Source organism: Paracidovorax sp. MALMAid1276, assembly GCF_049198005.1.
Lineage (GTDB): Bacteria > Pseudomonadota > Gammaproteobacteria > Burkholderiales > Burkholderiaceae_C > Acidovorax.
This window is the reverse complement of record NZ_JBMIRS010000027.1, coordinates 1-23,905: the sequence shown is the minus strand read 5'-3', so window position 1 is coordinate 23,905 and position 23,905 is coordinate 1. Positions and strand designations below refer to the sequence as shown.

The window sequence follows — 23,905 nt, the reverse complement described above, 5'->3', positions numbered from 1 at the left end:
CGTACAGTGCAGCCAGATCGGCGTCCAGCATTACGCGCTGATCGCGCAGAGCGCGTTTCGCTTCGATGCCTTCTACCGCTCAGACTCCTGGGGCGCGAAGCGGTGTTGCAGCGGCCGGGGCTGGTGGACGTTCTGGCGACGCTCTGAGCACTGCGACGGGGCTTGGCATCACGGCACCGAACCCAGAGGTTTGCAGCGGCATCGCACGATTATTTTGGGCGGGGCATCCAGCCCAAGGCCCACCATAAAAAAAGGCCGCTCTGAAGAGCGGCCTTGTCGATGGCGCGGCCCCCGCACCGTGACGGTGCCGAGGCTGCCGCAAGCACTTGTTGCGTGCCTACTTGCTTGGCGCTGCGTCGCGCTTGAGGGCGTCCTGCAGGGCCTTGAGTGGGTCCACCGGCTCGTCGGCGGGGGCGGGCTCGGGGGCGGCGGCGCCTTCCATGCCGGCCGTCGGGTCTGCCTGGGGAGCATCGGGGTCGATGTTCATCAGGTTTTCCATGCGCTGCATGAGCTCCTTCTCGCTGAGCTTTTCGACCTTCTCGATGTTGCCCGTGACCAGGGACGGGAACGTCATGATCATGCCCACCATGAAAATCTGGATGCAGATGAAGGCAATCGATCCCTTGTAGATCTCGGTGGTGGTCACCGCCCGGATGGGCTTGCCCGTCACCCGGTCGTCGTAGTCCTTGCGCGGCGCCACGCTGCGCAGATAGAACAGTGCAAAGCCGAACGGCGGGGTCAGGAACGAGGTCTGCAGGTTCATCGCCACGATCACGCCGAACCAGATCATGTCGATGCCCATCTTCTCTGCCACGGGCACCAGCAGCGGAATCACGATGAACGCGATCTCGAAGAAGTCGATGAACATGCCCAGGATGAAGATCAGCAGGTTCACCACCAGCAGGAAGCCCAGCTGGCCGCCCGGCACCTTGTCGAACAGGTGCTCCACCCAGATGTGGCCGTCGGCCGCGTTGAAGGTGAAGCTGAACACGGTGGAGCCGATCAGGATGAACAGCACGAACGACGCGAGGCGGGCCGTGTTGTCCATGGCTTCCTGCATCAGCTTCCAGTCCAGGCGCCGCTTGATCAGCGCCAGCACCATGGCCCCGACGGCACCCATGGCGCCACCCTCGGTGGGCGTGGCCACGCCCAGGAAGATCGTGCCCAGCACCAGGAAGATCAGGATCAGCGGCGGCATCAGCACAAAGGTGACCTGCTCGGCCAGGCGCGACAGCAGGCCCAGGCGGGCGATGCGGTTGAGCAGCGACAGCGCCAGCGCGGTCAGGGACGCCACGGTCATCGACATGATGACGATCTCGTCGCCGGCCGAGGGCATGGAGCGCTCCAGCCACTGGGTCATCAGGCCGTCGTGCACGCGCGACCAGGTGAAGCCCACGGCCGCGCACAGCAGCACCAGCACCAGCAGCGACTTGTGGCCGGAGTTGCCGTTGGGTTCGCGGTAGATGCGGGCCTCGGGCGGCAGTGCGGGGGCCCACTTGGGCAGCACCAGGGCCACGATGACCACGAACAGCACGTACAGGCCCACCAGCATCAGGCCCGGCAGCAGGGCGCCGGAGTACAGGTCGCCCACCGAGCGGCCCATCTGGTCGGCCAGCACGATCAGCACCAGCGAGGGCGGAATGGCCTGCGCCAGCGTGCCCGATGCGGTGATGGCGCCCGTGGCCAGCACGCGGCTGTAGCCGTAGCGCAGCATGATGGGCAGCGAGATCAGGCCCATGGAGATCACGGCCGCAGCCACCACACCGGTGGTGGCGGCCAGCAGCGCGCCCACCAGGATCACCGCGATGGCCACGCCGCCGCGCACGGGGCCGAAGATCTGGCCCACGGTTTCCAGCAGGTCTTCGGCCATGCCGGACTTCTGCAGGATGATGCCCATGAAGGTGAAGAACGGAATCGCCAGCAGCGTGTCGTTCTGCATGATGCCGAAGATGCGCAGCGGCAGCGCCTGGAACAGCACCGGCGGGAACAGGCCCACCTCGATGCCGATGAGGCCAAAGCCCATGCCGGTGGCGGCCAGCGCGAACGCGACCGGAAAACCGGTCAGCAGCAGCAACAGCAGCCCCGCAAACAGCAGCGGGACGAAGTTTTGCGTAACGAATGTGACTAGCATGGATCAGCCCGCCTTGGACAGGTTGCGTTCGTTGTTCTTCTTCTCCAGCGCGGCCGCCATTTCGGCCGCCAGGCGCTCTTCCTCGGCTTCCTCGGCGTCGTGCGCCAGCGAATCCGGGCCCTGGCCCTTCAGGAACGCAATGCGCTTGATCAGCTCGGACACGCCCTGCAGCATCAGCAGCGCGAAGCCGGCGGGAATGAGGGCATACACCGGCCAGCGGATCAGGCCGCCAGCGCTTTGCGACATCTCGCCCGACTCGAACGCCTGCATGAACAACGGCCAGCCCAGCCTGATGCAGATGAAGCAGAAGGGGAACAGCACCACCAGGATGCCGACCACGTCGATCCAGTTGCGGGTGCGGGCGCTCAGGCGCGAGGCGATGAAGTCGATGCGCACATGGGCGTTTTTCAGCAGGCAGTAGCCCGCGCCCAGCATGAACACGGCGGCAAACAGATACCACTGGATTTCCAGCAGCGCGTTGGAGCTGGTGTTGAGGGTCTTGCGCACGATGGCATTGCCGGCGCTGATGAGGGTGGTGGCCAGGATCAGCCACATGCTGAGCTTGCCAACACCGTTGCTCAGCCAGTCAACCGCCCTGGAAAATTTAAGTAATGCCTGCATGGTGTCTCCAATGGAAAGGCGCGAGTGGGGTGTGCGGTGCGGCCCGCGGATCTGCGCGTGCCGCCCGACAAAGTTTTACAAGGGCGCGATTCTACGGAGCAGTGTAGATAGAGCCTGACGGCAGCGTGACGGGGCTATCCCTATGCGGCGGTTGATTTTGTTGCTCCTGATATAGGAGCAATTAGGGTTTCTTCCTAGGTCGTTTCTGGTGCGTCGCAGGCGGGTCGGCGTGCGGCAGCGTGCCGTTGGCGCAGGGCGCCGCTCTTCGTCAGCCTGGGTGCTGTGGCCGCGCGGCTTTGCGGCGCGCGAACTGCCACCAGGGCAGCACCGTGCTCATGGACAGCACGTCGCCGCAGTGCAGCGGCGCGTAGCCCGGCAGGGCGGCCAGCTGCGCCTGCCATTGCGGGGTGCGCAGCAGTGCGCGCAGCGCGAGCGTGGCGGGCTGGTCCAGGCTGGCCTTGAGGCAGGCGAGGTGGTAGCGCTCGTGCACCAGCGGCACGAAGTCGAGCCCACGCGCGCGCGCCGCCAGCTCGATGCCCAGGCCCACATCGGCATCCCCCGCGGCCACGGCCTGCGCCACGGCGGTGTGCGAGCTTTCGTGCCGTCCATAGCCCTGCACCGCGTCGCCCGCGATGCCGGCCTGGGCCAGCAGGTCATCGAGCAGCACGCGTGTGCCCGTGCCCAGCGGCCGGTTCACAAACCGTGCACCCGTGCCCGCCACATCGGCCAGCGTCCGCAGCCCGCGCGGGTTGCCCGGCGGCACGATCAGGCCCTGGGTGCGCTGCGCAAAGCCGATGAGCTTGTGCAGGCCCGGCTGCAGCAAAGGCTTGCAGGTGCGCGCTGTGTGCGAGTCGGCGCCCGCATGCTCCACGGTGTGGAACCCGGCCAGCGTGCATCGCCCTTCGTTCAGCGCGCGGATCGCGTCCACGCTGCCCACGAAGCGGATGTCCAGGTGCAGCGGCCCCGCGCTGCCCGGCTGCGCCGCATAGGCGCGCAGCGTGGCCAGCGCGTCGTCGTGGCTGGCATAGAGGGTGAGCACGTGGGCGTCGGGGTCGAAGGCCACGGCAAAGGCGCGCTCCAGGTCGGCATGCAGCGCGGCGATCTGTGGCGCCAGCCGCGCCTGCGCCTGGCGCTCGGCCCACAGCAGCTTGGTGCCGAACTCGCTGAGCTGCGCCGACTGGCCCTTGCCCCACACGATGAGCTCGCCGCCCAGCTGTTCTTCCCAGCGCTTGAGGGCGCCCCAGACGTGGCGGTAGGACAGGCCGAGGCCCCGCGCCGCGCCCGAGATGGAGCCGTGCTCTGCCACCGCCTGCAGCAGCTCGGGCAGCGGGTTGCGGATGAGGGCATTGCCCGCATCGCGGCTGAGTGTGTAGTGGAGCTGGACCCTATGCACAGGTGTTCATATCGCTGGTTATTCGGTGGGTGCCTACGATAGCCCAAACCCGTGCACCGCACGGGCGCTGCCGTCCGAGGCCCCGTCACCGTCCCATGTCCACCCTGTCCGAAAGCGCGAGCACAGCGCTGCACCTCACCCTGTCGCTCGATCCGGTGCTCTGGAGCATCGTGGGCCGCTCGTTGTCCGTCAGTGCCACGGCCTGCGCGCTGGCCTGCGGCCTGGGCCTGGTGCTGGGCGCGTGGCTGGGCGTGGCGCGCTTTGCGGGGCGCGGGGCGGTGCTGGCGGTGCTCAACACCCTGCTGGCCGTGCCGTCGGTGGTGGTGGGGCTGCTGGTGTACCTGCTCTTGTCGCGCAGCGGGCCGCTGGGCTCGCTGGGCTGGCTGTTCAGCTTCAAGGCCATGGTACTGGCGCAGGCGCTGCTGGTGCTGCCCGTGGTGACGGCGCTCACGCGCCAGGCGGTGGAAGACGCCGAGCGCGCCCACGGCGAGCAACTGAGATCGCTGGGCGCACGGCCGCTGCTGCGCAGCCTGCTGCTGGCCTGGGACGAGCGCTACGCGCTGCTCACCGTGCTCATCGCTTCGTTCGGCCGGGCGATTTCGGAGGTGGGCGCGGTGATGATCGTGGGCGGCAACATCGACGGCTTCACGCGTGTGATGACCACGGCCATTGCGCTGGAGACCAGCAAGGGCGACCTGCCCCTGGCGCTGGCGCTGGGCCTGGTGCTGCTGACCGTGGTGCTGGCGCTGAACGTGCTGGTGGGCCTGCTGCGCCGCTGGCGCGAGCGGGTGGACGGCGCCGCCAGCAGCACGCCCGTGGGGGTGGCGGCATGAGGGCGCCGGGCACCGTGGCCGCGCCCTGGGTGGAGCTGAACGGCGTGACCGTGCGCTATGGCCGCGTGCAGGCCCTGACGGACGTGCACCTCATCGTGCAGCCCGGCGAGCGCGTGGCGCTGGTGGGTGCCAACGGCAGCGGCAAGAGCACGCTGCTGCGCGTGCTGCACGGCCTGGCCGACGCGCAGGGCGGGGGGCTGCACTGCGACAGCGCGCTGCGCCAGGCCATGGTGTTCCAGCGGCCACACATGCTGCGCACCAGTGCGCAGAACAACGTGGCGCTGGCGCTGTGGCTGCGAGGCGTGCGCTGGCGCACCGCGCGCAGCCAGGCGCTGGCGGCGCTCGCGCGCGTGGGGCTGGCGGACATCGCGGGGCAAAACGCGCGCACCCTGTCGGGCGGCCAGCAGCAGCGCCTGGCGCTGGCACGCGCCTGGGCGCTGCGGCCCGATGTGCTGCTGCTGGACGAGCCCACGGCCAGCCTCGACCCGCATGCCAAGCGCGAGGTCGAGGCGCTGATGGCCGACTTTGCCGACAGCCACGGCAGCGCGGGCCCCGCGCACCCGGTGACCATGGTCTTCAGCAGCCACAACCTGGGCCAGGTCAAGCGCCTGGCCAGCCGCGTGATCTACCTGGAGCACGGCCGCCTGGTGGCCGACCTGCCCGTGCACGATTTCTTCAACGGCCCCCTGCCGGAGGCCGCCCGCTTGTTTGTCAAAGGAGAACTGGGATGACGACCGCGATGCCTGCCATGAATTTCAAGTCTTTTAGCCGCCAAGCGCTTATCTATAAAGGATTGGCTGCTATTGTTTTTGTAGTGAGTGCCCCTGTGTCTGCGCAGAGCATCACCATGGCGTCCACCACCTCCACCGAGCAGTCCGGCCTGTTCGGCCACCTGATGCCCGAGTTCAAGAAGGCCAGCGGGCTGGACGTGAAGGTCGTGGCACTGGGCACCGGCCAGGCGCTGGACATGGCCCGGCGCGGCGACGCGGACGTGCTGTTCGTGCACGACCAGGTGGCCGAAGCCAAATTTGTGGCCGACGGCTGGGGCGTGCAGCGCTACCCCGTGATGTACAACGACTTCATCCTGGTGGGCCCCAAGAGCGACCCGGCAGGCACGCGCGGCAAGGACATCGTGGCCGCGCTGCAGAAGCTGGCCGCTGCCAATGGCAGCTTCGTTTCGCGCGGCGACAAGAGCGGCACCCATGCGGCCGAGCTGCGCTACTGGAAGCTGGCCGGCGCCGACGCCGCCAAGGGCAGCGGCTACAAGGAATGCGGCTGCGGCATGGGCCCAGCGCTGAACATCGCGGCGTCGAGCGGCGCCTACGCGCTGGCCGACCGGGGCACCTGGCTCAACTTCAAGAACCGCGCCGACATGGCCGTTCTGGTGGAGGGCGACACCCGGCTCTTCAACCAGTACGGCGTGATGGTGGTCAACCCCGCCAAGCACCCGCACGTGAAGGCGCAGGATGCGCAGAAGTTTGTGGACTGGGTGGTATCGCCCGCCGGCCAGCAGGCCATTGCGGCCTACAAGATTGGGGGCGAGCAACTGTTCTTCCCGAACGCCGGGAAGTAGGCGCCGGGCAGCTCGGCGGTACGGCGGCACAGCCGGCAATCGGGAGGGCCTGCGAGGGCGTGGGGCCGCAGCGCGAAGGCGCTCAGACCTCGGTGCAAACGCGGTTGCGCCCCGTGGCCTTGGCACGGTACAGCGCGGTGTCTGCGCGCTTGAGCGTGGCGTCGATGTCTGCATCGTCGGCATGCCACTGCGCGAGCCCCATCGACACCGTCACCGACACCGTGCGGCCGTCGCGCAGCGCCACCGGCGTGGCCTGCAGCGCCGTGCGGATGCGGTCGGCCGCGTGGGCGGCCTCCGGCAGCGGGGTGCCCGGCATCAGCACCGAAAATTCCTCACCGCCCAGGCGCGCCGGCACGTCCACCGTGCGCAGCTGCGACGCCAGGAACCGGGCCAGCTGGCGCAGCACATCGTCGCCCCCGGCATGGCCGTATTCGTCGTTGACCTTCTTGAAGAAGTCCACGTCCACCATGAGCACGCAAAACGGCTGGCCGCTGCGCAGGCAGCGCGCAATCTCGTACTCGGCCTTTTCATAGAAATCGCGCCGGTTGCTCAGCTCGGTCAGCGCGTCTCGGCGGGCCATGTGCTCCAGCTGGGCATGCACCCGCTTCTTTTCGGTGTTGTCGAACACGGTGGACCGGCTGGCGATGAAGTGCCCCGCGGCGTCGCGCACAGCGGTGGCGCTGACCAGGATGGGCATGGCTTCGCCCCGGGCGTTCAGCAGGTCCATTTCCAGGTCCTTGATCTGCCCGTCCTGCATGAACTGCGGAAAGCGGTCCCGAAAGACGACCCGGCTTGCGGGCGTGAGGAAATCCGCATAGGCCCGGCCCTGCACGTCGGCCAGCGGCAGGCCCAGCCACTGCAGTTCGGTCAGGTTCATGCTCAGCACGCGGCCTTCGCTGTCCAGCGAGTGGTAGCCGCAGGGTGCGCGGTCGTACAGGTCCTGCACCTGCTCGCGCGCGGTCACGGCCACGTCGCGGTCGCCGCGCATGGCCGCCTCGCTGCGCTGCGAGGCCAGAAACTGCGCGGCAACACTGGCCAGCTCCGTCACCCGCAGCTTCGTGGCGGGGCCCAGGGTGCTGCCCTCCATGGCGCGGGCCACGGCCTGCATCTGGCGCAGCAGGTATTGCGAAAACACCATGGCGGCCAGCAGCGACAGGCCCAGCCACAGCACGCCCAGGCCCGCCATGTGCCACAGCATGGCCGTCACGGGCGCGTTCAGCAGCGCCCGGGGCACGGCCACGCTCAGGTACCAGTCGAAGCCGGAGACCGGTTGCACGAGGTGGATGGTGGGAATGCCTTCGAGCGTGGAGCCCAGGAATGCCTCGCCCGTGCCCTCCAGCATGCCCTTGCGGAATGAGTCGCTGACGGGCCGCCCGACATGCAAGGCCGGGTCGCGGCTGCGCGCCACGGCAATGCCCTCGGCATCCGCAATGCCGGCAATCCAGCCTTCGGGCAGGCGCGAAGGGGCTACCAGCTCGTTGAGCGAATCGACCGAGAGGATGCCGCGCAGCGCATGCGTGGCCTGCCCCTCGCGCACCAGGGGCACCGTCAGCGCCACCACCTGGATGGGGCTCACCGGGGACATGAACGGGCCCGACACGCTGGGGCTTTGCGTGCGCAGCGCCGCCTGCAGGCTGGCCTTGGCGCTCACCGGCAGGTCGGTGCGGCCCAGGGGCGCGGTGGTCAGGAAGAGGATGTTCTCCTCGTTGGTCAGGGTGATGGCGCGGATGTCGGGGCTGCGCTGCACGGTGCGGCGGGCATGCGCATACAGGCGGGGGGCGTCGAGCGCCAGCGCGGCGTCAGACTCGGCCAGTGCATTGAGGGTGCCCAGCGTGCCCTGCAGCCGCTCGGCCACCAGATGCACCAGCTCGCCGGTGCGCCGCTCGAGCTGCTCCACCAGGGCCCGCTGCTGGAAGTCCTTGAACTCGCGCACCACCGACAGCGCAAACACCAGCAGCGGCAGGGTGGTCAGCAGCGACAGGCCCAGCAGCCAGGTGCGCAGGCTCAGGCGCGGCCCTGGGGCGTGCATGGCAGGGGACGGGGAGGGGGGCGATGGCGGCATGGCCCCACAGCGTAGCCGCATTTCGGGGCGCCCGGCACCGCGTGTGCGCGCCGCAACAGCTGGGCAGGCTGCCGCGCTCCCCGGAGGCAAGGGGCGGCAGGGGGCCGGGCAGGCAGCGGTTCAGCCCACCACTGCGATGCCCTTGACCTGCACAAACACCGCCAGTCCCGGGGCCAGCCCCAGCGCCTGGGCCGAGCGCTGCGTGACCCGCGCGAGCAGCCGGGTGGGGCCCGCGTCCAGCGCCACCATGCACTGGCCCGGGCTGTCGGGGCTGAGCGCCACCACCGTGGCGGGCACGATGTTGAGGATGCTGGTGTCGCGCGGGGCGGCCAGCGCCAGGCTCAGGTCGCGGGCCTGCAGGCGCAGCCGCACGCGTTCGCCCGGCGTGTGCGCGGTGGCGCTGGCCAGCATCAGCTGCCCCCCGTCAAACGCCACCGTGAGGATGTGGTCGTGCGCGTCGTGCTGCAGCACCCTGCCGTCGATCACCGTGGCGGCGGCGTCGCCATGGGCGAGCGGCAGGTCCAGCCGCGCGATCAGCTCGGCGGTGGGGCCCTGGGCGCGCACCTGGCCATCGTCCATCAGCACCAGGTGGTGGGCCAACTGGGCCACTTCATCCAGCGCATGGCTCACGTACACCACGGGAATATCGAGCGCGCGCTGCAGCCGCTCCAGGTAGGGCAGCAGCTCGGCCTTGCGCGCCGCGTCGAGCGCGGCCAGCGGTTCGTCCATCAGCAGCAGGCGCGGGCTGGCCGCCAGAGCCCGCGCAATGGCCACGCGCTGGCGTTCGCCGCCCGACAGCGCATGCGGCTTGCGGTCCATGAGGTGGGCGATGCCCAGCAGGTCGATTGCCGCGTCCAGCGCCACAGATCGGCGTGCGGCCGGTGCGCGCCGGTGGCCATAGTCGATGTTGCCGCGCACGCTCAGGTGGTCGAAAAGGCTGGCCTCCTGAAACACATAGCCCAGCGCACGCTGGTGGGTGGGCTTCCACAGGCGCTGCGCGTCGTCCTGCCACACCTCGCCGTTCACCACCACCCGGCCCGGCTGCGCGCGGGCCAGGCCGGCCATGCTGCGCAGCACCGTGGTCTTGCCGCAGCCCGAGGGGCCGAACAGCGCCGTCACACCGTGCCCGGGCAGGTGGAGGTCCACATCCAGCGTGAAGCCGGGGCGCACCAGCTGCAGGCGCGCGGCGATGGAGGAATCCGCTGCCATCAGCCCACCAGGGACGCCGCCCTGCGACGCGAGAGATTGAGGCCCAGCAGCACCACGAACGCAAACACCACCATGGCGCCGGCCAGCCAGTGCGCCTGCGCGTATTCGAGGGCCTCGACATGGTCGTAGATCTGCACCGACACCACGCGCGTCACGCCGGGGATGTTGCCGCCCAGCATCAGCACCACGCCAAACTCGCCCACCGTGTGCGCAAAGCTGAGGATGGCCGCGGTGACGAAGCCCGGGCGGGCCAGCGGCAGCGCCACGGTGAAAAAGCGGTCCAACGGCCCCGCGCCCAGGGTGGCGGCGGCCTCCAGCGGGCGCTGCCCGATGCTTTCAAACGCGTGCTGCAGCGGTTGCACCGCAAACGGCAGCGAGTAGATGACCGAGCCCACCACCAGCCCCCAGAAGGTGAACGGCAGCGTGCCCAGCCCCAGGCTTTGGGTGAATTGCCCGATGGGGCCCTGGGGTCCCAGGGTGACCAGCAGGTAAAAGCCGATCACCGTGGGCGGCAGCACCAGCGGCAGCGCCACCACGGCCGACACTGGGCCGCGCCAGCGCGAGGGCGTGTGGGCCAGCCACCAGGCCAGCGGCGTGCACAGCACCAGCAGCAGCGCCGTGGTGGTGCCGGCCAGCCGCAGCGTGAGTCCGATGGCGGCCAGGTCAGTGCTGGAAAAGGGCATGGTCGCAACGGTGGGCAGTGGTCACGAAGCGCAACCCGGCGTCAAAAGCGGTAGCCGTGGGCCTGGATGATGGCCCGCGCCTTGTCGCTTCGCAGGTACTGCATCAGCGCCATGGCCGCCGCCTGCCCCTGGCCGGCCGTCAGCAGTACGGCGTCCTGGCGGATGGGCTGGTGCAGCTCGGCAGGCACCTGCCAGGCCGAGCCGTGGGTGATCTTGCCGTCGGCCATCACCTGCGACAGGGCCACAAAGCCCAGCGGCGCGTTGCCGGTGGCGACGAACTGGTGGGTCTGGGCGATGTTCTCGCCCTGCACAAAGCGGGGCTGCAGCCGTGCGGTCACGCCGAGCTGGCCCATGGCCTGCAGGGCGGCGAGGCCGTAGGGCGCAAGCCGCGGGTTGGCCAGCGCGATGTGGCGGAAGTCCCCATTCCTGAGCACCGCGCCCTGCGGGTCCACATAGCCGGGCTGCGCGCTCCACAGCACCAGGGTGCCGATGGCATAGGTGAAGCGGCTGTGCGCCACCGCGCGGCCCTCTTTTTCCAGCCGTGCGGGCGTGGCGTCGTCGGCCGACAGCAGCACCTGGAACGGCGCGCCATGGGTGATCTGCGCATAGAACTTGCCGGTGGCGCCCATCGACAGCACCGCCTTGTGGCCCGTGTCGGCTTCGAAGGCCGATGCGATCTTCTGCATGGGCGCGGCGAAGTTGGCGGCCACGGCCACCGGCACGGTGCCCGCATGCGCGAGCGGCGCGACGGCCAGGGCCAGCGCGGCCAGCAAGGTGCGGGGGCGGGGCATGGGGCGACGGTGCATGCAGAGGGTTGCCAGGGTGGCGCTATTCATGGATGGAATAGCGAGTATAGGCGCCCTCCACGCGTCACCCCGACCCCGCTCCCTCTTGCCGGGTCAGCCAGGCCACGGCCCGGCGGGTCAGCGGGGCCGCCAGCATGACGGCCGGGAAGGCCACCAGCCAGCTTGCCGCCCAGCTGCTCATCCAGACGCTCATCCACGCGCCGGCAAAGCCGTGCTGGGGCGGCAGGGACCGGTAGGTGGCAACCCCCGACACCAGCAGCGACATCGCGCCCGACAGGATCAGGCTGAACAGCACCGGACCATAGCGCGCGGGGATCATGCGGCCAGCTCCTCACGAGCATGGGGCCCTGGCGCGCATGCGGCACCCAGGCGCTGGAGGGTCTGCGCAAAGTGCTGGCCGAACATGCGGGCCGTCTTCACATCGCCCGGTGCAAAGGCGTCGGCGGGCGCGCCGTGCCCGGCCTGCGCCATCAGGCCCGACCACGATCCCAGCCGGTTGGCGGCCTCGTCGTAGGGCACGCCGGCGTGCTGCTCGGGCAGGATGGGGTTGCCCACCCACACCATGCCGTGCTGCATGGCGAACACGAACATCGACAGCAGGGTGGACTGCTTGTCGCCTGCGGGCAGCGAGGACACGGTGAAGCCCGCGGCGAGCCGGTTCTTGAGCTGCTGCGTCTTCCACAGCCGGCCGGTGGCGTCCATGAAGGTCTTGAACGGCCCGGACACGCCGCCCAGGTAGGTGGGCGAGCCGAGGATCACGCCGTCGTAGCGCAGCAGGGCGTCGGGGGTGTGGGCCAGGTCTTCGGCCCGGACCAGCTCGGCGTGTATGTCGGGTAACCCTTGGGCGCCCCGGCAGACGTGCTGCGCGATGTGGGCGGTGTGGCCGTGGGCGCTGTGATAGATGATGGCGATGTGTTGCATGGTGTGGTTTCCTTGGGTGGTTTCTGGGGGAGTGCTCGGGAGGCGGTCATCGTGAAACCAGGCCGATGGCCAGCGTGGACAGGTACAGGCCGAAGCCAAAAACGGTGTGGTTGGCCAGGCTGCGCAGGCAGTTCCTGAGCGGCGTGGGCGTGCGCGATGCGGCAAAGCCCGCGCCCATGGCCGGTTGCATCACAAAAAGCGGCGCGGCCACGGTGCCAATGCCCAGGGCCACGGCGGGCAGCAGGGTGGGGCTGCGCACCCAGTCCGTGCCCTGGATGGCCACCAGCACCATGGCAAAGCCCATGCCCACGGCGTAGTGGGTGAGCCAGCCCCAGGCTGTCTCACCCCGGATGGGTGCCGCCTTGGCGATGGCCGCGTGGGCGAACCGGCCGCGCAGCAGGTGGCCCACCCAGCGGCCGATGAAAGCGAAGTTCAGGGTGGGCACGCCCAGGCGCTGCAGCAGCGCCAGCCAGGTGTCCATGACGGCGGTGGCGCCCACGCCGATCAGCAGGGCGATGGGGAGGTCTTGCCATTGAAGGGCCATGAGAAATCTCCTTGAAAAGGTTGACGTGAAGTGGCAGTGAATTCACTATAGAAGTTCAAGTCAACTTGAAGTCAAGCGTTTGCTGGAGGCATCTGGAATGGACATTGCGGAAGTGGCAAAGCGCTCGGGACTCCCGGCGTCGACGCTGCGTTACTACGAGGAAAAGGGGCTGGTGCGGTCGGTGGCCGCACCGGGTGAGCGCCGCCGGTTTGCGCCCGGCGTGCTGGACCAACTGGCGCTGATTGCGCTGGGGCAATCGGCGGGGTTTTCGCTCGACGAGATCCGCTCGATGTTCCTGCCGGGCGGCCAGCCCAGCATCGACCGGCAGCTGCTCTCGGCCAAAGCCGACGAGCTGGACGCCATGGTCCGGCGCCTCAAGGCCATGAGCAGCGGCCTGCGGCATGCCGCTGCGTGCCCGGCCGAGAGCCATGCGCAGTGCCCATCGTTTCAGCGGCTGCTGAAGGCGGCGGCCGAAGGGGCACTGGCGCGGCAGCAACAGCGCGCGCAGCGGCCGGCCGTGGGGCTGCGCCGCGCGGGGCCTGGGGCCGGTGGGCGCGGCCCGGCGTGAGGGGCCTGCTCAGGCATGATCCGCGCATGCCCGCGCCCCTCGCTCTGTCCTCGGCCCTTGGCCATGCCCTGACCGACAAACGCATCGACATCCTGCGGCAGATTGGTGGCCTGGGCTCCATCTCGCAGGCGGCGCGGGCCGTGGGGGTGAGCTACAAGGCCGCTTGGCAGGCGGTGGACACGCTGACCAACCTGGCCGGCACGCCCCTGGTGGCGCGGGCCGTGGGCGGCGCCGGCGGCGGCGGCGCGCAGCTGACCGACGCGGGCCGGCAACTGCTGGCCGCGGCCGATGCCATGGCCCAGGCGCGCGGCGCGGTGCTGTCGCGCTGGCAGGGCGCGCCCCATGCCGGCCCGGCCCTGGCGCGCCTGGCCGTGCGCACCAGCATGCGCAACCAGGTGCCCTGCGTGGTGCAGGGGCTGCAGGCCATGGGGCAGATCGTGCGGGTGCAACTCGCGTTTGAGGCGGCGGGCGACGGCACGGCCCCGCCCGTGCTGGCCTCGCGCATCACGCGCGAAAGCGCCGAGCTGCTGGGCCTGGTGCCCGGCCTGGTGGTGCAGGCGCTGTGCAAGGCCACGGCGGTGCGCGTGGAGCGCGCCGGGCCAGCGACGCCAGTGTCGGCTGCACCTGATGCACCCGATGCAACGGCCGCACCGGCCGCAGGCGGCACCTGCCGTCTGTGGGCCCGCGCGGTGCGCGTCGTGCGCGGTGAATCGGGCGACGAGGTGTCGGCCCGGCTGCTGGCTGGGGGCGTGCAGATGGTGGGCTTTGCGCCGCCGGGCAGCGGCCTGCGCGCGGGCAGCCGCGTGGCGCTGGTGCTGGACGAGCATGCCGTGGTGCTGGCGTTGGCGGATGTGTAGCGCTGCCGCTTTGCGCACCGCGCACAAGTCAGTTCAACACACGCGTCAAAGCAAGTTTGCTATATAAAATATAGCTGTAAGGCCTTGATGGATAAGCGCTGAGGCCTGATTTGGCTTGATTTTTTAGCGGCCTTGCAGACGCTGGCATGAACCAGGCGGCCCGGCGCCCCGCATTCAATCGGCGCTCAGCCCGCCGCTGTGCCCCGGTCCTTGCCCTTCCTGGGTGCGCCCAGCTTGCGGTACACCGTGGCGCGGCTGATGCCCAGGGCGCGCGCGGCTTCGGCCACGTTGCCGCGCGCGTCGAGCACGGCCTGGTGGATCAGGGCGGTTTCGGCGGCGCGCAGCGGGGCGGGGGCACGGGTGACCGGGGTGGCACTGAAGGTACTGATGGAGCTGGGGGCTAGTGGGGACGGCGCCTCGCCCGCAGCGACCATGCCCGCGACCGTGGCTGCGGGGTGCACCGTGCGCGCGTCGTCGGGCCGCAGCGCCAGCGCCTGCAGGCGCAGGCCGGACCACAGCGGCAGATCGACCGGTGCGCAGGCGCCCCGGTGCCGGGCCGCGTCGAACAGCTGGGTCCATGGCAGCGCCATCAGGTCGCTGCAGTGCAGCGGGGTTCCCGGCGCGCTCAAGGGCAGGGGCAACAGCTGGCGAGCCATGCTGTTGCAGCCCAGCACGGCGCCGTGGGCGTCCAGCGCCACCAGGCCGTCGCCTTCGCCGCCCAGCGCGCAGCCGGGCCAGTTCAGGCGCAACAGCAGCGCGTGGGGCGTGTGCAGCAGCAGCGCGTCTTCCATGGCCCGGGCCGACCGGGCCACCAGGTGTCGCAGCTCGGGCCGCTCGGGCACGTCCACGCCGGTCAGGTCCAGCATGCCCACGCACTGGCCTTGCGGGCCGAACAGCGGCGCGCCCGCGCAGCTGTAGTGGCCGTTGTCGGCAAAAAAGTGCTCGCCCTGGTGCAGCCACACGGGCTGCAGCTCGGTCAGCGCGGCGCCGATGGCGGTGGTGCCCACGGCCCGCTCCGACAGGTCGATGCCCACACGGCCGATGGCGCGCACGCGCGGGTCGTGCCGGTTCAGCGCGCCCTGCACGTCCACCACCACACCGCGCGCGTCGGTCAGCATCGCGAAATAGTGCATGCCGGCGATCGCCCGTGTGAGCTGGGCCAGCACCGGCCGCGCCGCCTGCAGCAGGTGGTGGTGCTGCTCGCCGGCGTGGCGCACATCGGCGGCGGTGACGGCGTCGAACGCCACCGGCTGGTCGGGCCGCTGGCCCTGCGCCAGGCAGCGCTGCCACGACCGCACGATCCACGGCTCCACGGCCACGCCGGCGGGCAGCTGGCCCTGGCCCAGCACGGCACGGCGCGCCAGCGCAATGTGGTCCGTGCGCTGGGGAGAAAGGGGCCGTGCAGGGATGCTGAGGGACATGGGCACTCCGGTCGGGGGCGTGGTGCGGCCTCCATCATGCGCAGGTGTGCGCTGCAACATGTTTCATTTTGAGAATATCCCGCGCCACCCCTCGGAAACCGAGGGTTGTCCCTAGGGAGGGGGCCCCCTCACGGTCACAAGATGCGGCCTGCAAGTCCAGCCATCACCATCACAGGAGACAGCCAGATGCAAGTCCAGTTCACGGTCAACGGGCGCGCGGCCAGTGTTGACGTTCCTCCCAACACCCTGCTCGTGCATGCCCTGCGCGAACACCTGCAGCTGACCGGCACCCATGTGGGCTGCGACACCAGCCAGTGCGGCGCGTGCACCGTGCACGTCAACGGCCACGCGGTCAAGTCGTGCGCCATGCTGGCGGCGCAGGCCCAGGGTGCCGAGGTGACCACCATCGAGGGCATGGCCGCCGCCGACGGCACCATGCACCCCATGCAGGCGGCCTTCAAGGAATGCCACGGCCTGCAGTGCGGCTTCTGCACCCCCGGCATGGTGATGAGCGCGGTGGACCTGTGCAGCAAGCACCCCGGCGCGAGCGAGGCCGAGATCCGCGAGCAGCTCGAAGGCAACCTGTGCCGCTGCACCGGCTACCAGAACATCGTGCGCGCGGTGCAGGTCGGCCAAAAGGCCATGGCTGCGGCCTGAACACCAAGGAGAAGAACCATGGGTGCATCCGACTTTTCCAAGCTGCCGCACATCGGCGAATCGCTCAAGCGCAAGGAGGACTACCGCTTCCTCACCGGCGCCGGCCAGTACACCGACGACGTGGTGCTGGCCGCGCAAAGCCATGCGGTGTTCGTGCGCTCGCCGCACGCGCACGCCAAGATCAACAGCATCAACATCGACGCTGCCAAGGCCGCACCGGGCGTGCTGGGCGTGTTCACCGGCACCGATGTGGCCGCCGACAACATCAACGGCCTGCCCTGCGGCTGGCTCATCACCAGCACCAACGGCGAGCCCATGAAGGAGCCGCCACACCCCATCCTGGCCCAGGGCAAGGTGCGCTACGTGGGCGACCATGTGGCCATGGTGGTGGCGCTGACCCAGCAGCAAGCGCGCGACGCGGCCGAGCTGGTGGAGGTGGACTACGACGTGCTGCCTGCCGTGGTGAATGTGGCCGATGCCGCATCGGGTGCGGTGGCGGGCGCGGCCCTGCACGACATCGCGCCCGACAACCACTGCTTCAAATGGGCGATTGGCGACAAGGGCGCGGTGGACGCAGCCTTTGCCAGCGCCGCCCACGTCACGAAGCTCGACTTGGTCAACAACCGCCTGGTGCCCAACGCGATGGAGCCGCGCGCCGCCATCGGCAGCTACAACCGCGCCAGCGACGAATACACGCTCTACGTCAGCAACCAGAACCCGCACGTCGAGCGCCTCTTGATGACCGCCTTTGTGATGGGCCTGCCCGAGCACAAGGTGCGCGTGATCGCGCCCGACGTGGGTGGCGGCTTCGGCTCCAAGATCTACCTGTATGCCGAGGACGTGTGCCTGACCTGGGCCGCTAAGAAGCTCAACCGCAACATCAAGTGGGTGGCCGACCGCAGCGAGGCGTTCCTCTCTGACGCGCATGGCCGCGACCATGTGAGCCACGCCGAGATGGCGATGGACCAGGACGGCAAGTTCCTGGCCATGCGGGTGCACACCGACGCCAACCTGGGCGCGTATCTGAGCACCTTTGCCAGCGCCGTGCCCACCATCCTGTACGCCACGCTGCTGGCGGGCCAGTACACCACGCCGCAGGTGTACGTGGAGGTGGACTCGTGGTTCACCAACACCGCGCCGGTCGATGCCTACCGCGGCGCGGGCCGGCCCGAGGCCACCTACCTGCTGGAGCGCCTGGTCACGCGCTGCGCGTGGGACATGAACCTCTCGCAGGACGAGATCCGCAAGCGCAACTTCATCACCAGCTTTCCGTATCAGACGCCGGTGGCGCTGCAGTACGACGTGGGCGACTACCACGCCTGCATGACGCAGGCGAAGGAGCTGGCCGATGTGGCGGGTTTTGCCGCGCGCAAGGCGGCCAGCGAGGCCAAGGGTTTGAAGCGCGGCATCGGCTACAGCAGCTACATCGAGGCCTGCGGCATTGCGCCGTCCAACATCGCGGGCGCGCTGGGCGCACGCGCCGGGCTGTTTGAATGCGGCGAGGTGCGCGTGCACCCCACGGGCAGCGTGACGGTGTTCACCGGCTCGCACAGCCACGGCCAGGGGCATGAGACGACCTTTGCCCAGGTGGTGGCCGCGCGCCTGGGCATTCCGGTGGAGAACGTGGACATCGTGCACGGCGACACCGGCCGTGTGCCGTTCGGCATGGGCACCTACGGCTCGCGCTCCATCAGCGTGGGCGGCGCGGCCATCATGAAGGCGCTGGACAAGATCGAGGCCAAGGCCAAGAAGATTGCCGCCCACCTGATGGAGGCGAGCGACGCCGACATTGACTTCAGCGGCGGCGAGTTCACCGTCAAGGGCACGGACAAGAAGATTCCGTTCGGCCAGGTGGCGCTCACGGCCTATGTGCCGCACAACTACCCGCTCGACAAGCTGGAGCCGGGTCTGAATGAGACGGCCTTCTACGACCCGACCAACTTCACCTTCCCGGCCGGCACCTACATCTGCGAGGTCGAGATCGACCCGCTGACCGGCGTGACGCGCGTGGACCGGTTCACGGCGGTGGACGATTTCGGCACCATCATCAACCCGATGATCGTCGAGGGCCAGGTGCACGGCGGGCTGGTGCAGGGCATCGGCCAGGCGCTGCTGGAAAACTGCGTGTACGACCGCGAGACCGGCCAGCTGCTCACCGGCAGCTTCATGGACTACGCGATGCCGCGCGCCGACGACTTTCCTGAATTCAAGCTCGGCCATGTGTGCACCCCCTGCACCCACAACCCGCTGGGCACCAAGGGCTGCGGCGAGGCCGGGGCCATCGGCTCGCCACCCGCCGTCATCAACGCGGTGCTGGACGCGCTGCGCCCGCTGGGCGTGAAGGACTTCGACATGCCCGCGTCGCCGCACCGCGTGTGGGAAGCGATTCAGAACGCCAAGGCTTGAGGAGATTCGACCATGTACGCATTTACCTTTGAAGCGCCTGCCTCCACCGCCGCTGCCGCGCAGCTCATTGCCCAGGGCGGCAAGCTGCTGGCGGGTGGGCAAAGCCTGCTGCCGTCCATGCGCCTGCGCCTGGCCAACCCCGAGAAAATCGTCGACCTGAACGGCGTGGTCGAGCTGGCGGGCATCCGCCGCGAGGGCGACGCGCTGGTCATTGGCGCCATGACACGCCACATGGACGTGGCCCGCAGCGCGGATGTGAAGGCCGCCATCCCCGCGCTGGCCGACCTGGCCGCCCACATCGGCGACCGGCAGGTGCGCGCACGCGGCACGCTGGGCGGCTCGGTGGCCAACAACGACCCGGCCGCCTGCTACCCGAGCGCTGTGCTGGCACTGGGCGCCACGGTGGTCACCGACCGGCGCGAGATCACGGCCGACGATTTCTTTGTGGGCATGTACACCACGGCGCTGGACGAGGGCGAAATCATCACCGCCATCCGCTTCCCCATCCCGAAGCGTGCGGCCTACATGAAGTTCAGGCAGCCCGCGTCGCGCTTTTCGCTGGTGGGGGTGTTCGTGGCGCAGTTCGATGCCGGCGTGCGCGTGGCCATCACCGGCGCGGCCACCAGCGTGTTCCGGCATGCGGGGCTGGAGGCGGCGCTCAGCCAGAGCTTCACGCCCGAAGCGGCCGCCGGCGTTGCCATCGACCCGAGCGAGCTGAACACCGACATCCACGCCAGCGCGGCCTACCGCGCCAACCTCATCAGCGTGCAGACGCGGCGCGCGGTGCAGCAGATGCTGGGCTGAGGGGCGCAGGCCCACCACGCACAGCCGCATGGCGGCGGGTGGTGGGTGGTGGGTTGCTTTTTTTGAATGAAATTGGCTGCCAGCGCTTTACTGTCAAGCGCTGATAGCTATGAATTAGATAGCAATGAATGCGATGACCGCTGCGCCGGTTCCGGCTTCCATCGACGCCCTGGTGCAGGCCTTGCAAGGCGTGGGCTATTTTGCTGATCGCCGCCTGGCCACGGCGGTGTTTCTGGCGCTCAAGCTGCAGCGGCCCTTGCTGCTGGAGGGCGAGCCGGGTGTGGGCAAGACGGCGCTGGCGCGAGCCCTCTCGGAAGTGCTGTCGCGCAGCCTGATTCGGCTGCAGTGCTACGACGGGCTGGAACAGCGCGAGGCGCTGTACGAGTGGAACTACGCGGCCCAGCTGCTGCACATGCGGGCTGCGGAAGGGCAGGGCGGCGCCGACATGGCGCAGGTGGAACGCGAGGTCTACCAAGACCGATACCTCATCCGCCGCCCGCTGCTGCAGGCGCTGCAGGCGCCCGCGCCGGGCGCGGTGCTGCTGATCGACGAGGTGGACCGCGCCGACGAGCCCTTCGAGGCCTTCCTGCTCGAATACCTGGGCGAATACCAGGTCAGCATCCCCGAGATCGGCACGGTGCGCGCGCAGGCCACGCCGGTCACGCTGCTCACCAGCAACCGCACGCGCGACCTGCACGACGCCGTCAAGCGCCGCTGCCTGTACCACTGGCTGGACTACCCCGAGCGCGAGCGCGAGCTGGCCATCGTGCGCGCCCAGGTGCCCGGCGCCAGCGAGGCCCTGGCCGCGCAGGTGGCCGATTTCGTCGGCCGCCTGCGCAGCCAGCCCTTTGCCAACGCCTTCCAGCGCGCGCCCGGCATTGCCGAGAGCGTGGAATGGGCCAAGGCGCTGGTCGCGCTGGACACGCTGGTGGTCGACCCCGAAGTGGTGTCCGACACGGCGGGCATTTTGTTCAAGCAACGCGAGGACGTGGCGGCCCTGACGCGCGACATGGCGACGCAATTGCTCCAGCCTGCGGATGCGTGATGCCAAGCGGCCTTCCAACCTGCGAAGCCGTTCACGCTGAGCCTGTCGAAGCGCCGCGCAAGGCTTCGACAGGTGCAGCCCGAACGGCCTTCAGAGCGGCATTCGGTGATCGAATGCGCATCCGCAACCTGTGTCGGAACCCGTGAAGCCGCGACCATGGCGGAAAGCACCCCCATCTCTCAACTCGGCGATGCCCGCACCGGCAAGCTCGCCGACAACCTCACCGGCTTTGGCCGCGCGCTGCGTCGGGCGGGCGTGCCGGTGGACGCCGCCCGCATGGCGCTGGCCCAGCAGGCGGTGTTGCTCGTCGGCATGGACCGGCGGGACTTCAGCGCCGCGCTGGAGGCGGTGCTGATCAGCCGCGAGCAGGACCGCGCGGTGTTCCGCGAACTGTTCGACGCCTACTTTCGCAACCCCGACGTGGCGCAGAAGCTGCTGGCCCAGATGCTGCCCAGCGCCGAGTCCAAGGCCGCGCCCGCGCCGCGCCGCCCACGGGTCAGCGAGGCGCTGGCGCCGGTGCGCGCCGCACGCAATGCACCGCCGCCGCGCGAGGAAGACACCGTCGAATTCGACGCGGCCATGACGGCCAGCACTCTGCAGCGCCTGCGCCAGGCCGACTTCAACCAGCTGTCGGCCAGCGAATACCGCCTGGTGGCACAGCTGGCTCGCGAGGTGCCACTGCCGCTGCCGCGCTATGCCGCCCGCCGCACCCGCCCCGGCCTGCGCGGCAGCCGCCCGCACTGGCCGGGCACGATGCGGCAGGCCACCCGCCATGGCGGCGAGGTGCTGCAGCTGCCACGGCTGCAGCGGCGCGAGCAGCCGCTGCCGCTCTTGGTCCTGGTCGATGTGTCGGGCTCGATGGAGCGCTACGCGCGGCTGCTGCTGGCCTTTCTGCACGCCGCCACCGCGCCCCGCCGGGCCGGCAAGGGCGGCGCGGTGCGGCGCGACGTGTTCGCCTTTGGCACCGGCCTGACCGACCTGACCCCGGCCTTCCGCCTGGCCGACACCGACGCCATGCTGGAGGCGGCCAGCCGCGCCATCACCGACTTTGCCGGGGGCACGCGCATGGGCGACTGCCTGGCCGCGCTGCGCACCCGACACGCCCGCCGCCTGGTGGGCCGGCGCACCCTGGTGCTGCTGATCAGCGACGGCCTGGACACGGGCGCGCCCGAGGTGCTGGCCCGCGAGCTGGCCTGGCTGCGCCGCCACTGCGGCCGCCTGCTGTGGCTCAACCCGCTGCTGCGTTTTGGCGGCTATGCCCCCACGGCGCGCGGCGCGGCCGAGCTGCACCGCCAGGCCCACGGCATGCTGGCGGTGCACAACCTGAGCCATCTGCAGGACCTGGCGGGCAGCTTGGCGGCGCTGCTGCGCCAATGAACGGTGCACCCGCGCACCGCAGTTTCCGACACCCCATTCGAACCCAGCCAGAAAGGACATCCCCATGGAAATGCAATCCAGCCGCACCCTTGCCGTCAGCCAGCAACAGGCCTGGGACGCGCTCAACGACCCCGAGGTGCTCAAGCTGTGCATCCCGGGTTGCGACAAGGTCGAGGCCACGGGGGACAATCAGTACGCCGTTGCCATGGCGCTCAAGATCGGCCCGGTGTCGGCCAAGTTTGCGGGCAAGATCACGCTCAGCGACATCGTGCCGCCCGAGAGCTACACCATCGCCTTCGACGGCTCGGGCGGGGTGGCGGGTTTTGGCAAGGGCAACGCGCAGGTGCGGCTCGCGCCGTTGCCCGCGGATGCGGCGGGGCAGGAGCGTTGTGAGCTGCACTACACCGTGCACGCCACCGTGGGTGGCAAGATCGCCCAGCTCGGCCAGCGCCTGATCGACGGGGCGGCCAAGACCATGGCCGAGGACTTTTTCAAGCGCTTCGACGGCGAGATGCAGCGGCGCCACCCGCGCGCGGAAGCACCGGGCGCGGAGCCGTCAGACCCGCCCGCGCAGTCGGCGGCGACACCGGCGGCGGCCGGGGGGGCGGCAGAGGCGGCGGCGCCCCCTCCGGTGCTGGCAGCGGCTGCCGAGGCGCCGCCGTCTTCGGGCGGCATCCCCGTGTGGGTGTGGGTGGCCGGCGCGGGTGTGCTGGTCGTGCTGGCGTGGTGGTTGAATTGAGATGTGTTGCCCTGCCGGGCTGCGGGTGTTGGAGCCAGAGCGGGTCAGCGCATGGGCGGCAGGGACTGAACGGATGAACAAGCGATGGAAAACCTGGATGTGATGGTGTTGCGCACGCTGCACGGCTGGCGTGCAGCGGGGCGCCGCGCGCTGTTGGCCACGGTGGTGCGCACCTGGGGGTCGTCGCCCCGGCCGGTGGGCTCGATCATGGCGCTGTGTGAAGACGGCGCGGTGGTGGGGTCCGTGTCGGGCGGCTGCATCGAAGACGACCTCATCGACCGCCACACGAAGGCCTATGCGCAGGTGGCCCACCCAGCGGCCCACGCCGCCGCAGACCGCCGCATCCCGAGCGGGCCGCCCAGCTTCGTCAAGTACGGCATCACGGCGGACGAAGCCCACCGCTTCGGGCTGCCCTGTGGCGGTACGCTGGAGCTGCTGCTGGAGTACGACCCCGACCCGGCCCATCTGCAGGCGCTGATCGCCGCGCTGGAAGCCGGGCGGCTGATGCAGCGCACCGTGCGCCTGGCCGATGGCGCCGTCACGCAGTGCGCGACGGCCTCGCCCGCAGAGCTCGTGGTGGACGAGCAGCAGCTCACCAACACCTTCGGCCCCGAATACCGCATGCTGCTCATCGGCGCCGGGCAGCTGGCCGAGTACCTGGCCACGATGGCGCTGTTCAACGGCTTTGCCGTCACGGTGTGCGACCCGCGCGAGGAGTACCGGGGCGCGTGGAGCGTGCCCGGCGCCACCGTGGTCAGCGACATGCCCGACGATGTGGTGGCCGCGTTCCGGCCTGACCGCCGCACCTGTGTGGTGGCGCTCACGCACGACCCCAAGCTGGACGACCTGGCGCTGCTGGAGGCTTTGAACACCGAAGCGTTCTATGTGGGCGGCATCGGATCGCGCCGCAACAACGCAGCCCGCCGCGCGCGCATGATCGAGCACTTCGAGCAGACCGCGCAGAGCCTTGAGCGCCTGCGCGGGCCCATCGGCATCTACATCGGCAGCAAGACGCCGCCCGAGATCGCCGTGAGCGTGATGGCCGAAATCCTGGCCGTGAAGAACGGCGTGACCTTGCCGCGCGACATGGAAGTGGGAGAGGCCAAGAACGACCGCGAGCTGGCACACAACGACCCCGGCGCGCTGGTGTGCGGGGTGCGCTAAGTAGGAGTCTGCCGCGCAGACTCTTGGTGGCCGGTGGCCCCGGTGGGAGATGGCCTTAGAGCCTGTTCAATGTCTTTTTGGAGTCGCACAA

General features: G+C 69.7%; 23 protein-coding genes. 12 read left to right on the top strand and 11 right to left on the bottom strand.

What is annotated here, in order from left to right; genetic code table 11:
- Nucleotides 1–337 precede the first annotated feature (337 nt).
- From ACOQFS_RS00980 to ACOQFS_RS00970, 3 genes are all read right to left on the bottom strand, one after another.
- Nucleotides 338–2,131 (bottom strand): TRAP transporter large permease, encoded by a 1,794-nt coding sequence (locus ACOQFS_RS00980; protein WP_421561118.1) that lies wholly within the window; start codon nucleotides 2,129–2,131, stop codon nucleotides 338–340.
- Between the two features lie 3 nt (nucleotides 2,132–2,134).
- Nucleotides 2,135–2,752 (bottom strand): TRAP transporter small permease subunit, encoded by a 618-nt coding sequence (locus ACOQFS_RS00975; RefSeq protein ID WP_421561117.1) that lies wholly within the window; start codon nucleotides 2,750–2,752, stop codon nucleotides 2,135–2,137.
- Between the two features lie 268 nt (nucleotides 2,753–3,020).
- Nucleotides 3,021–4,145, bottom strand: a complete 1,125-nt coding sequence (locus ACOQFS_RS00970) for a substrate-binding domain-containing protein (RefSeq protein ID WP_421561116.1) — start codon at nucleotides 4,143–4,145, stop codon at nucleotides 3,021–3,023.
- Nucleotides 4,146–4,240: 95 nt separating this feature from the next.
- Between ACOQFS_RS00970 and ACOQFS_RS00965 the strand changes: the two genes are divergently transcribed.
- From ACOQFS_RS00965 to ACOQFS_RS00955, 3 genes are read left to right on the top strand one after another with little or no spacing between them, the layout of a single operon-like run.
- A complete protein-coding gene (locus ACOQFS_RS00965; RefSeq protein ID WP_421561115.1) occupies nucleotides 4,241–4,978 on the top strand; it encodes an ABC transporter permease in 738 nt (245 codons plus the stop codon).
- The gene (locus ACOQFS_RS00960) at nucleotides 4,975–5,709 is read left to right on the top strand and encodes a phosphate ABC transporter ATP-binding protein (protein ID WP_421561114.1); all 735 of its coding nucleotides are present in this window, start codon (nucleotides 4,975–4,977) and stop codon (nucleotides 5,707–5,709) included. Before ACOQFS_RS00965 ends, ACOQFS_RS00960 begins: the two co-directional genes overlap by 4 nt.
- Nucleotides 5,710–5,726: 17 nt before the next feature.
- Nucleotides 5,727–6,551: an extracellular solute-binding protein gene (locus ACOQFS_RS00955; RefSeq protein WP_421561120.1), complete on the top strand. Its 825-nt coding sequence runs from the start codon at nucleotides 5,727–5,729 to the stop codon at nucleotides 6,549–6,551.
- A gap of 82 nt (nucleotides 6,552–6,633) precedes the next feature.
- Here ACOQFS_RS00955 and ACOQFS_RS00950 read toward each other — a convergent pair whose 3' ends face one another.
- From ACOQFS_RS00950 to ACOQFS_RS00920, 7 genes are all read right to left on the bottom strand, one after another.
- Complete coding sequence (locus tag ACOQFS_RS00950) at nucleotides 6,634–8,580, bottom strand: diguanylate cyclase (protein WP_421561113.1); 1,947 nt, start codon at nucleotides 8,578–8,580, stop codon at nucleotides 6,634–6,636.
- Between the two features lie 153 nt (nucleotides 8,581–8,733).
- Nucleotides 8,734–9,822: a molybdenum ABC transporter ATP-binding protein gene (gene modC, locus ACOQFS_RS00945; RefSeq protein ID WP_421561112.1), complete on the bottom strand. Its 1,089-nt coding sequence runs from the start codon at nucleotides 9,820–9,822 to the stop codon at nucleotides 8,734–8,736.
- Nucleotides 9,822–10,505, bottom strand: a complete 684-nt coding sequence (gene modB / locus ACOQFS_RS00940; protein ID WP_421561111.1) for a molybdate ABC transporter permease subunit — start codon at nucleotides 10,503–10,505, stop codon at nucleotides 9,822–9,824. Before modB ends, modC begins: the two co-directional genes overlap by 1 nt.
- Before the next feature lie 41 nt (nucleotides 10,506–10,546).
- Nucleotides 10,547–11,296, bottom strand: coding sequence for a molybdate ABC transporter substrate-binding protein (gene modA, locus ACOQFS_RS00935; protein ID WP_421561110.1), 750 nt, complete (start codon nucleotides 11,294–11,296; stop codon nucleotides 10,547–10,549).
- 79 nt (nucleotides 11,297–11,375) lie between these two features.
- A complete protein-coding gene (locus tag ACOQFS_RS00930; RefSeq protein WP_421561109.1) occupies nucleotides 11,376–11,630 on the bottom strand; it encodes a DUF2798 domain-containing protein in 255 nt (84 codons plus the stop codon).
- Entirely contained in the window at nucleotides 11,627–12,232 is a 606-nt protein-coding gene (locus ACOQFS_RS00925; RefSeq protein ID WP_421561108.1) for a flavodoxin family protein, read from the bottom strand. The genes ACOQFS_RS00930 and ACOQFS_RS00925 overlap by 4 nt, the downstream gene beginning before the upstream one ends.
- Nucleotides 12,233–12,278: 46 nt before the next feature.
- A complete protein-coding gene (locus tag ACOQFS_RS00920; RefSeq protein ID WP_421561107.1) occupies nucleotides 12,279–12,776 on the bottom strand; it encodes a DUF2938 domain-containing protein in 498 nt (165 codons plus the stop codon).
- A 97-nt stretch (nucleotides 12,777–12,873) separates the two neighbouring features.
- Here ACOQFS_RS00920 and ACOQFS_RS00915 point away from each other — a divergent pair, with 97 nt between their 5' ends.
- Complete coding sequence (locus ACOQFS_RS00915; RefSeq protein WP_421561106.1) at nucleotides 12,874–13,344, top strand: helix-turn-helix domain-containing protein; 471 nt, start codon at nucleotides 12,874–12,876, stop codon at nucleotides 13,342–13,344.
- 26 nt (nucleotides 13,345–13,370) lie between these two features.
- Nucleotides 13,371–14,201 (top strand): TOBE domain-containing protein, encoded by an 831-nt coding sequence (locus tag ACOQFS_RS00910; protein ID WP_421561105.1) that lies wholly within the window; start codon nucleotides 13,371–13,373, stop codon nucleotides 14,199–14,201.
- A gap of 185 nt (nucleotides 14,202–14,386) precedes the next feature.
- On the opposite strand, the gene ACOQFS_RS00905 is transcribed toward ACOQFS_RS00910, so the two are convergent.
- On the bottom strand, nucleotides 14,387–15,622 hold the full coding sequence (locus ACOQFS_RS00905; RefSeq protein ID WP_421561104.1) for a helix-turn-helix domain-containing protein: 1,236 nt from the start codon (nucleotides 15,620–15,622) through the stop codon (nucleotides 14,387–14,389).
- A gap of 186 nt (nucleotides 15,623–15,808) precedes the next feature.
- Here ACOQFS_RS00905 and ACOQFS_RS00900 point away from each other — a divergent pair, with 186 nt between their 5' ends.
- The 7 genes from ACOQFS_RS00900 to ACOQFS_RS00870 all read left to right on the top strand — a co-directional run bounded on the left by ACOQFS_RS00900 (nucleotide 15,809) and on the right by ACOQFS_RS00870 (nucleotide 23,814).
- Nucleotides 15,809–16,279 carry a (2Fe-2S)-binding protein gene (locus tag ACOQFS_RS00900; RefSeq protein ID WP_421561103.1) on the top strand — a complete coding sequence of 157 codons (471 nt, stop codon included), beginning with the start codon at nucleotides 15,809–15,811 and terminating at the stop codon, nucleotides 16,277–16,279.
- 18 nt (nucleotides 16,280–16,297) lie between these two features.
- Nucleotides 16,298–18,685, top strand: coding sequence for a xanthine dehydrogenase family protein molybdopterin-binding subunit (locus tag ACOQFS_RS00895; RefSeq protein WP_421561102.1), 2,388 nt, complete (start codon nucleotides 16,298–16,300; stop codon nucleotides 18,683–18,685).
- Between the two features lie 12 nt (nucleotides 18,686–18,697).
- The gene (locus ACOQFS_RS00890; RefSeq protein WP_421561101.1) at nucleotides 18,698–19,489 is read left to right on the top strand and encodes an FAD binding domain-containing protein; all 792 of its coding nucleotides are present in this window, start codon (nucleotides 18,698–18,700) and stop codon (nucleotides 19,487–19,489) included.
- A 133-nt stretch (nucleotides 19,490–19,622) separates the two neighbouring features.
- Nucleotides 19,623–20,534, top strand: a complete 912-nt coding sequence (locus ACOQFS_RS00885) for an AAA family ATPase (protein WP_421561119.1) — start codon at nucleotides 19,623–19,625, stop codon at nucleotides 20,532–20,534.
- 156 nt (nucleotides 20,535–20,690) lie between these two features.
- The gene (locus ACOQFS_RS00880; RefSeq protein WP_421561100.1) at nucleotides 20,691–21,911 is read left to right on the top strand and encodes a vWA domain-containing protein; all 1,221 of its coding nucleotides are present in this window, start codon (nucleotides 20,691–20,693) and stop codon (nucleotides 21,909–21,911) included.
- Nucleotides 21,912–21,975: 64 nt separating this feature from the next.
- On the top strand, nucleotides 21,976–22,650 hold the full coding sequence (locus tag ACOQFS_RS00875; RefSeq protein ID WP_421561099.1) for a CoxG family protein: 675 nt from the start codon (nucleotides 21,976–21,978) through the stop codon (nucleotides 22,648–22,650).
- An 84-nt stretch (nucleotides 22,651–22,734) separates the two neighbouring features.
- Complete coding sequence (locus ACOQFS_RS00870) at nucleotides 22,735–23,814, top strand: XdhC family protein (protein WP_421561098.1); 1,080 nt, start codon at nucleotides 22,735–22,737, stop codon at nucleotides 23,812–23,814.
- Nucleotides 23,815–23,905: the final 91 nt, after the last annotated feature.

Coding starts and splice junctions, on each gene's coding strand:
- ACOQFS_RS00980 (WP_421561118.1), bottom strand. CDS start 2,131: ATGCTAGTCACATTCGTTACGCAAAACTTCGTCCCGCTGCTGTTTGCG.
- ACOQFS_RS00975 (WP_421561117.1), bottom strand. CDS start 2,752: ATGCAGGCATTACTTAAATTTTCCAGGGCGGTTGACTGGCTGAGCAAC.
- ACOQFS_RS00965 (WP_421561115.1), top strand. CDS start 4,241: ATGTCCACCCTGTCCGAAAGCGCGAGCACAGCGCTGCACCTCACCCTG.
- ACOQFS_RS00960 (WP_421561114.1), top strand. CDS start 4,975: ATGAGGGCGCCGGGCACCGTGGCCGCGCCCTGGGTGGAGCTGAACGGC.
- ACOQFS_RS00955 (WP_421561120.1), top strand. CDS start 5,727: ATGAATTTCAAGTCTTTTAGCCGCCAAGCGCTTATCTATAAAGGATTG.
- ACOQFS_RS00950 (WP_421561113.1), bottom strand. CDS start 8,580: ATGCACGCCCCAGGGCCGCGCCTGAGCCTGCGCACCTGGCTGCTGGGC.
- modC (WP_421561112.1), bottom strand. CDS start 9,822: ATGGCAGCGGATTCCTCCATCGCCGCGCGCCTGCAGCTGGTGCGCCCC.
- modB (WP_421561111.1), bottom strand. CDS start 10,505: ATGCCCTTTTCCAGCACTGACCTGGCCGCCATCGGACTCACGCTGCGG.
- modA (WP_421561110.1), bottom strand. CDS start 11,296: ATGCCCCGCCCCCGCACCTTGCTGGCCGCGCTGGCCCTGGCCGTCGCG.
- ACOQFS_RS00930 (WP_421561109.1), bottom strand. CDS start 11,630: ATGATCCCCGCGCGCTATGGTCCGGTGCTGTTCAGCCTGATCCTGTCG.
- ACOQFS_RS00925 (WP_421561108.1), bottom strand. CDS start 12,232: ATGCAACACATCGCCATCATCTATCACAGCGCCCACGGCCACACCGCC.
- ACOQFS_RS00920 (WP_421561107.1), bottom strand. CDS start 12,776: ATGGCCCTTCAATGGCAAGACCTCCCCATCGCCCTGCTGATCGGCGTG.
- ACOQFS_RS00915 (WP_421561106.1), top strand. CDS start 12,874: ATGGACATTGCGGAAGTGGCAAAGCGCTCGGGACTCCCGGCGTCGACG.
- ACOQFS_RS00910 (WP_421561105.1), top strand. CDS start 13,371: ATGCCCGCGCCCCTCGCTCTGTCCTCGGCCCTTGGCCATGCCCTGACC.
- ACOQFS_RS00905 (WP_421561104.1), bottom strand. CDS start 15,622: ATGTCCCTCAGCATCCCTGCACGGCCCCTTTCTCCCCAGCGCACGGAC.
- ACOQFS_RS00900 (WP_421561103.1), top strand. CDS start 15,809: ATGCAAGTCCAGTTCACGGTCAACGGGCGCGCGGCCAGTGTTGACGTT.
- ACOQFS_RS00895 (WP_421561102.1), top strand. CDS start 16,298: ATGGGTGCATCCGACTTTTCCAAGCTGCCGCACATCGGCGAATCGCTC.
- ACOQFS_RS00890 (WP_421561101.1), top strand. CDS start 18,698: ATGTACGCATTTACCTTTGAAGCGCCTGCCTCCACCGCCGCTGCCGCG.
- ACOQFS_RS00885 (WP_421561119.1), top strand. CDS start 19,623: ATGACCGCTGCGCCGGTTCCGGCTTCCATCGACGCCCTGGTGCAGGCC.
- ACOQFS_RS00880 (WP_421561100.1), top strand. CDS start 20,691: ATGGCGGAAAGCACCCCCATCTCTCAACTCGGCGATGCCCGCACCGGC.
- ACOQFS_RS00875 (WP_421561099.1), top strand. CDS start 21,976: ATGGAAATGCAATCCAGCCGCACCCTTGCCGTCAGCCAGCAACAGGCC.
- ACOQFS_RS00870 (WP_421561098.1), top strand. CDS start 22,735: ATGGAAAACCTGGATGTGATGGTGTTGCGCACGCTGCACGGCTGGCGT.